We start from the raw sequence: 6,290 nt of genomic DNA on the forward strand, positions 1-6,290 counted from the left end.
GTGGCGGCGTCACTTCGCTTGCCGAAGACAGGCTTCGCATTCGCCGCGCAGCGCGGCGAATGGTCCGCTACCTTCGAGCCCCGAAGGCGCATGGGTGCGCCCATTCGACATTACGAGCAGAAAGTCATGAGCGAAGAAAAGACCGAGCAGCCCACCAACTAGGGCGGAACGTAAAAAGCTCGCGTGAGAGCTAGCGACTGCGGCGGCACCCGCGCAGCGCGTGGCATGGACGAAAGCGCGGCGTAATTTCTGCGCTTCGCGCGCGATGCGAATGTACCGATCATCGGCAACTCGCCGGTCGCCACGCCCCACAACGTTTCGATAAACGATCCCATTCCGTCAAGCTGCTGCGGTTCGTCGTGATGGGGCTCGTCCGTGGCTTTGTGGTGACCTATCGTTAGCGCGGCTGGCCGCGGACAATCAGGAGGCAGTCATGGATATCGACACGCTCATGCGCGTCACAACTCGGGGCATGCTGCTGTGCATGTACATTTCGCTGCCGGTTGTGGTGGTCGCGGCGGTCGTGGGGCTCGGCGTATCGTTTCTGCAGGCAATCACGTCGATGCAGGATCAGACGCTCTCGCACGGCGTAAAGCTGATTGCGGTCACGATAGCGATTGTGATCGCTGCGCCGTTTTCGGCAGCCACGCTGCTGCACTTCGCTAACGAGATAATGCTTATAGCAGTGCCGCAATGACGCGCGTCTGCACACCGCTTACCACGATTCCTCCGGCAGCCCACACGAATGCGGCTCGCGAACGTTTGCAGCAGACCGCCGTCGCCGTGTTGTATCGCGGCACGATCATGTTCAGCTATGCCCTCACGCAACACAGGGCGATGCGAGGTTCGCTGCTCGCGCGCAGGCTCGCCACGCTCAACGCAAGGAGGCGCAATTCCGCGTGCCGCACGGGCGTGCGGCGGTCCGTCGTCGCGGCAGGCGACGGAGTGGGCAAGGCACCGGAGGCCGGCCTAGTCAACCCCGGTCGCGCCACGTGCGACACAGGTTGCGGTAGCCAATCACATGACAAACGCGACGGCGCGAACAGCGATGATTGCGTGCCGCGCGCGCAGATTCGCATGCGCGGCGGACAAGCGTCGATCGCGCGGCGCGCGCCTGGCGCGCTGCAGAAACTCGTCGCTGCACAGGCGCCACGTACAGACCTCACGGACACGCTGCCGCGCCTGTGGTGTGACGCTCTGCTCGCATTGCGCGACGAAGCGGCCGCACATCCGCAGGCGCCGCTCGAGGCGCGGCTGCACGAAAGTTTCATCGATCTGCTTGCAGTCCAGTTGCAGACCGGTGCACCCGGCGATGCTAGCATGGACGCATGGCGGCAGCGCCTGATCGATGCGTGCGGATCAGGACGCGCTGCTGTCCGCGATGCGTCCGTGGAAGGGGAAGCATCGGCGAAAAAAATCAGCAGAGCCGGGCGGCTGAATCTGCTGATGCCGCTGTTGCTGCTCGCCTACGGCCGGCCCTCGACGCAGCCCATGCGCGAGCGCGCGATGAACGTGCGCGTCGTACAGCGCGGCGCTGCGCTTCTTGTCGCCGAACGCGGCTGAGGCGTCGCGTTTTTGCCCCGCTTCTGTCGTGCTTTCCGCGCACTTTCGCTTTCCAAGTGCCCGCTTCGCATTGTGTGCTGGAACGTCACCGGCAGTGGTTAGAGTGAGTGTCGAAGGCGTGCCGCTGCGCGCCGCATCATTCCTTCAATGGGCTCTGCATGACGAAGCTGCTGCGTATCCTAACCGGCGTGCACGCTGGCGCGGATCTGCGTCTGAGCGTCGGCGTTCACCGGATCGGCGCGGACGATGACGCCGACATCCACATCTCCGACTGGAGCGGCGGCGACGTCTCGCTCGTCGTTGATTCAGGCGGCGTGGTGAGCGCATGCCGCCTGCATCCGTTCGCCGCGGCGGCCGATGGCGTCGCCGCCATGAACGAAAGCAGCCACAGCGCGCAGGGAGTCACCCTCGCCTCGCAAACCGACGACGAGCCGGGCACCGTCATCCTGCTCGACTTCGTGCCGATGCAGTTCGGCGAGATCGTCATCTGCATCGGCTTGGATGACGCGGCATGGCCGAGCGATCTCGAGCTGCTCTCGACGCTACTCGTGAAGCCGGACGAAACGCAGGGCGCTGCCGAACGCTCGCGCCGTCGCCGGACGACGTACATCGTGTCTGCGTGCGCAATGCTCGGCGCCGTGCTGGTGATCGGTTTGGTCATGCTGACGACGGTCTTCAGCCATGCTGCGTTGCCGCGCAGCGCCGTTGATCTCGCGCAGCGCGTGAATCGCGAACTGGCCGCGCACAACATGAAGGAAGTGCATGCGGAGGTACACGGTTCGACGGTGACCGTCAGCGGCATGGTCGCGACCGCCGACGAAGACACGCAATTGCGAAAGATGCTGATGCGGATTTCACCGGATCGCATCGTTCGGCACTACGACGTCGCGCAGAGGGACGTGAGCAGTATGGCGGATTCCATCGCAATGCAGGGGCTCAGGGTCGTCTACACGGGGCGCGGAACCTTCGAGATCAGCGGCAGCGTCGTCAATCCGCACGACGTGGAGTCGGCCGTTGCACGAATACGCCACGATCTGAGCGACAACGTTAAAGACGTCCGCTTGCGCGTCGCGCAAGCGGAAGACGCATTGACCCCAGCACCCCCGTTCTCATTCCTGATGTCTTCCGACGATATACGCTATGGACAGACACCCGACGGCGTTAAGCATATCTATACGTTGCAGGAAAATGCACCAGCAGTCGCCGCAAGAAATGGTCCTGCGGATGGGAATGCAAAAGGCAAACCGAGCGCGACAGGAAGCGTCGATGAAGTGCCTGCAGCGGCGCGGGGCGTGGTGCAGACTGTCGAGGACATTCCCGCGTCGCAGCGCGCGGCCAACTCTACCGCTTATCTTTCGCTACCGAAGTGAGGTTCCCATGACACAGACATCGGACATCTACGCACCGCTCGAAGCGTGCGCCGCCGACTTCAACGATCTGCAGAAGGCGCTTACCGGTCCCGCCGGAGGGGCGCGTCTCGCAGCGATACGTGAGGCGCTCGAGGCAACCGCGATAAACTTGGGGCGCGCGCACGGCGCGACCGAACTCCACCGCGACGATCTCGCGAAGCTCTGCCGCGGCCTGTTCGCCGCGGGACGCATCGTCGGTCAGCTCGCGGACACACGCGGCGCGGCCTAATGGCGCGAGGCTCGCCACATGGCGGTGGCTGGCTGTTACACCGGGGCACCGCTTCTGCGTCACCCCAAAAACGAGGAGTCTCTTATACCTATCGGTGGCGCAACGACACCGCAGGTTCGTCAGGGAACCGCCTGTCTCTCCGCGGCGCGGGCCATGCAGCAGAGGTCGCTGGCTGGCGCTGTGGCCAACATCGTGAATACTGCGGATCAACGCTGCGCGGCGAACTTAGTGGTTCGGTCGGTGCACATCTGCAAGGACCGGCCTGACCACGCGTTGCAAAGGCTGCACCATGTTCCGTTTGTGCGTCGGTAGGACTTTTTCTGGGTTGCGCGGGCCTTTTACTTGGACACCAAAAATAGTTCGGAGCGCTACGCAGCATTGGTGCATGACCTGTGCGCGACGGTCGGCCTCGCGGATGCCGAGCATGTGCTGAGCACCCGCTCGATCGAGGTCGAAGGCTTTGACGTGCGGCTCGAACACTTCGAAAATGATCTCGACGCGCTGTACGCGAATTTTCATTACGGCACAGTGACGGCCGGTCGTACGCTCATTGTATTCCGGCTGATGCTCGAGGCCAACCTGATGATCTACGCGCAGGACCAGGCGCAACTCGGACTCGATACGGATACCGGAGGTATCGTGCTCGTGGTGCGCGTGCCGATGACCCACGACGTCGACGGCACGGCGCTGGCCGAACTGCTCTCGCACTACGCTGAGCATGGCCGCTATTGGCGCAGTAACATTATCGAATCGCCGGAAGAGATGTTCGAAGGGATCGTCGCGGGGGAGTTCTCGTGGCTGCGCGCATAGTGATCCGGGGAAGCGCAGGATTCTTATATCATGTAGCCGGCCTCACGCCGTTGCGGTGAAACGGTGGGCGTAGAGTTGGAGGTAGACCCACGTGACGCACAGGGCTGGCATGAACAAGTTTTAGCGGAATCGGCCTGCCCTCGAATTAGTGTGGTTGTGGTCAGTGACGAAGCTGAACGGGTTCTCTACCAGAGGCGGTTGTCGAAAGATTCCGTCCAGATTCAAACGGCACCGGGCATCCAACCGGGAGATGTCGTGGAGTGGTCATTGAAACCACGTACAACTGGTACTGGCTTGTAGATGCGTTGATGAAGGATGGCTACCGGATGCATTTGGCCAACCTTGTGCCGGCGTTGCGTCCTTGAAGGGAACGCCCTTAAATAGCAGTTCGATGTGTTCGGCGCCGTTGATGCGGCGCCGGGTTTTCTCGGCTTCCTCGATTAGCCTGAAGGCCCGGTCAAGGAAGGTCGCTCGGGATACACAATTGCGCTTGCGAATTGTGCGCATCTCTTTATACAAAAGTCATGGCTCTTCCCTCAGTGCTTGAATGGTGAGCGCGACGTCCATGTTTCGCTGCATGCCGATCCAGATTGTCTTGGCGCCAGGCTCGCCATCGCTCTTGCGCCCAAGGAACCCACCCAGGGAAGCAACCAACCGAATTATCTGATTGAGTGTGACCGGTGTCCCTTTGGGCGGGCCTTCTTGGCAAGCACGTATGCTCCCAGAATTTCGTCGGCGTCAAAGAACAGGGACGCATCCAGTTCCGGGCAAGTCTGCCCCCGGGTAATGCGCCACGCTACCACCATATCAACGCCAAGGCCCGCTCCACACGAGCCTAGCTGTAGCGCTTCGACCTTGCAGCCAGTCTTCAGGACATGGAAAAACTTCTCCACCTCCCATCGGGCTCGGTACCTCTCGACGAGTTCGATGACCGCATCGGCGTCCTGCGCTTCCCGGTTCGTCAACAACCGCCAAACCACTGGCTTGACGCCTGCGGGCGCTCCGATCTCCGTCGCCTCTACACAAGTGATCTCCGCGCGACCAGACCCGGCAGCTTCGCACGTTTTGCGCGTAGCTCTTGTTTGACCTCGCGCGCCTTCTGGCCTGCACGCCCCGGCAAGACAAAGGTGATTTCCCCAAGCACCGGGCTAGCTCCGACGCTATCCCACAAATTGCCGCCATCGGCCAGATTGCGGTTGTGTTGGCTGCGGATCAACCAGTCGGCCGGTTGGCCAAGTTTCTGGGCGCGCGCCATCAGCTCGGCGATGTCACGCTCGCGGTCCGTCACATACACTAGCCGTGTCTGGGGGCAGCAGCGCGGCTTGCTCCGCAACCCGTTGGTACCCCTCAATCCAGCGTACGCTTTCCTTGGTCCCGTTACGATTGCCGTCGGCATCCTTCGGCTCTCGAGCCCACATCCAGGCATCGATCACCCCCAGTGGCTCGCGATCGGGCGTCACCGCATAGGTCGGATGGAGATACATCCCCCGCTGGGTTTCGTAGCTCAACGGCCCCAGCCCCTCCATTTCCTGGCCATTGAGGTTCAACTCGGTGGTGTCCGCAATGCACAGCACCACTGGAAACTGACCTGCCATTGCTGTCGTGCGCTCCCAATGCGGTCGCATCACGTCTGGCCAATCGATCTGCTCATTGCTGACAAACCGAGACGCCTTAATGGTTTGCGAACAGTCATCGCACGCACCGGGAATACTCGCCGTCGGCAGAGCCGCAAACCGCTTGAGCAGTTCCTTGGCGCGCCGATTGCGCCGCGGATCACCAAGATCCAGACTCTCGCATTCCTCGTCCACCCATGCCCGACGCGATACGTCCGCTTGATGAGCAAACCGACTCTCTTGAGTGTCCATAGCTCGGTACCAAAACCATGCGCAGTCGGGCTTTGCAGCAGCGTCCCGCGTAACTCGGCCAATTGCTCCGGCTTGAGCTTGGCGGGGCGGCCTCGACCTGGCATGGCCCGTAGCACATCAATTCCGCCTTCATCGAGCAGAGCTTTCCACCGTGTACACAGTTTGTCGGGCTACCCCCACGGCCAAGGCCACGTCGGCTGGTCGAGCCAACAGCATCCGACCAGCTCGCAAGCGCTTCTTCGTTGCATCGTCTAACGGCTTCTTTGACACGGCGCGTATCTCCAATCAACCCATTAGCCACAAAACGCGCCAGCCCTAAATCCGTTGTCATGATTAGGGAATCGCTGATTAAATCAGCGCGCGAGTCATCGAGGCGTTTGGTGAGCGCGTTGTCATAGGTGTGTCCATGATTCA

5 protein-coding genes and 3 pseudogenes are annotated in these 6,290 nt (G+C 61.7%); 5 read left to right on the forward strand and 3 right to left on the reverse strand.

The genetic code is table 11. The features are described from left to right. Positions 1–433 precede the first annotated feature (433 nt). The 5 genes from sctS to J8I34_RS32940 all read left to right on the forward strand — a co-directional run bounded on the left by sctS (position 434) and on the right by J8I34_RS32940 (position 4,011). Complete coding sequence (sctS, locus tag J8I34_RS32920; protein ID WP_029050421.1) at positions 434–697, forward strand: type III secretion system export apparatus subunit SctS; 264 nt, start codon at positions 434–436, stop codon at positions 695–697. Next, positions 694–1,563, forward strand: a complete 870-nt coding sequence (locus J8I34_RS32925; protein ID WP_209777841.1) for a hypothetical protein — start codon at positions 694–696, stop codon at positions 1,561–1,563. Before sctS ends, J8I34_RS32925 begins: the two co-directional genes overlap by 4 nt. A gap of 158 nt (positions 1,564–1,721) precedes the next feature. Then, positions 1,722–2,933, forward strand: a complete 1,212-nt coding sequence (locus J8I34_RS32930; protein WP_209777843.1) for a secretion protein — start codon at positions 1,722–1,724, stop codon at positions 2,931–2,933. Between the two features lie 7 nt (positions 2,934–2,940). Next, a complete protein-coding gene (locus J8I34_RS32935) occupies positions 2,941–3,201 on the forward strand; it encodes a type III secretion protein (RefSeq protein ID WP_209777846.1) in 261 nt (86 codons plus the stop codon). Positions 3,202–3,543: 342 nt separating this feature from the next. Continuing rightward, on the forward strand, positions 3,544–4,011 hold the full coding sequence (locus J8I34_RS32940; RefSeq protein WP_116386318.1) for a CesT family type III secretion system chaperone: 468 nt from the start codon (positions 3,544–3,546) through the stop codon (positions 4,009–4,011). 264 nt (positions 4,012–4,275) lie between these two features. On the opposite strand, the pseudogene J8I34_RS35080 reads toward J8I34_RS32940, so the two are convergent. The 3 pseudogenes from J8I34_RS35080 to J8I34_RS32955 all read right to left on the reverse strand — a co-directional run. Continuing rightward, a pseudogene (locus tag J8I34_RS35080) lies at positions 4,276–4,515 on the reverse strand (hypothetical protein); the annotation flags it as partial. Positions 4,516–4,533: 18 nt separating this feature from the next. Beyond that, positions 4,534–5,876 (reverse strand): annotated as a pseudogene (locus tag J8I34_RS32950) (IS4 family transposase). After that, positions 5,798–6,146, reverse strand: a pseudogene (locus J8I34_RS32955) (helix-turn-helix domain-containing protein); the annotation flags it as partial. The pseudogenes J8I34_RS32955 and J8I34_RS32950, both read right to left, overlap by 79 nt. Positions 6,147–6,290: the final 144 nt, after the last annotated feature.

Origin of the sequence: Cupriavidus phytohabitans (assembly GCF_017815025.1) — a bacterium.
Lineage (GTDB): Bacteria > Pseudomonadota > Gammaproteobacteria > Burkholderiales > Burkholderiaceae > Cupriavidus.

What these genes read in the sequence shown, in the direction of transcription:
- J8I34_RS32925 (WP_209777841.1), top strand. Translation starts at nt 694, where the DNA reads ATGACGCGCGTCTGCACACCGCTTACCACGATTCCTCCGGCAGCCCAC.
- J8I34_RS32935 (WP_209777846.1), top strand. Translation starts at nt 2,941, where the DNA reads ATGACACAGACATCGGACATCTACGCACCGCTCGAAGCGTGCGCCGCC.
- sctS (WP_029050421.1), top strand. Translation starts at nt 434, where the DNA reads ATGGATATCGACACGCTCATGCGCGTCACAACTCGGGGCATGCTGCTG.
- J8I34_RS32930 (WP_209777843.1), top strand. Translation starts at nt 1,722, where the DNA reads ATGACGAAGCTGCTGCGTATCCTAACCGGCGTGCACGCTGGCGCGGAT.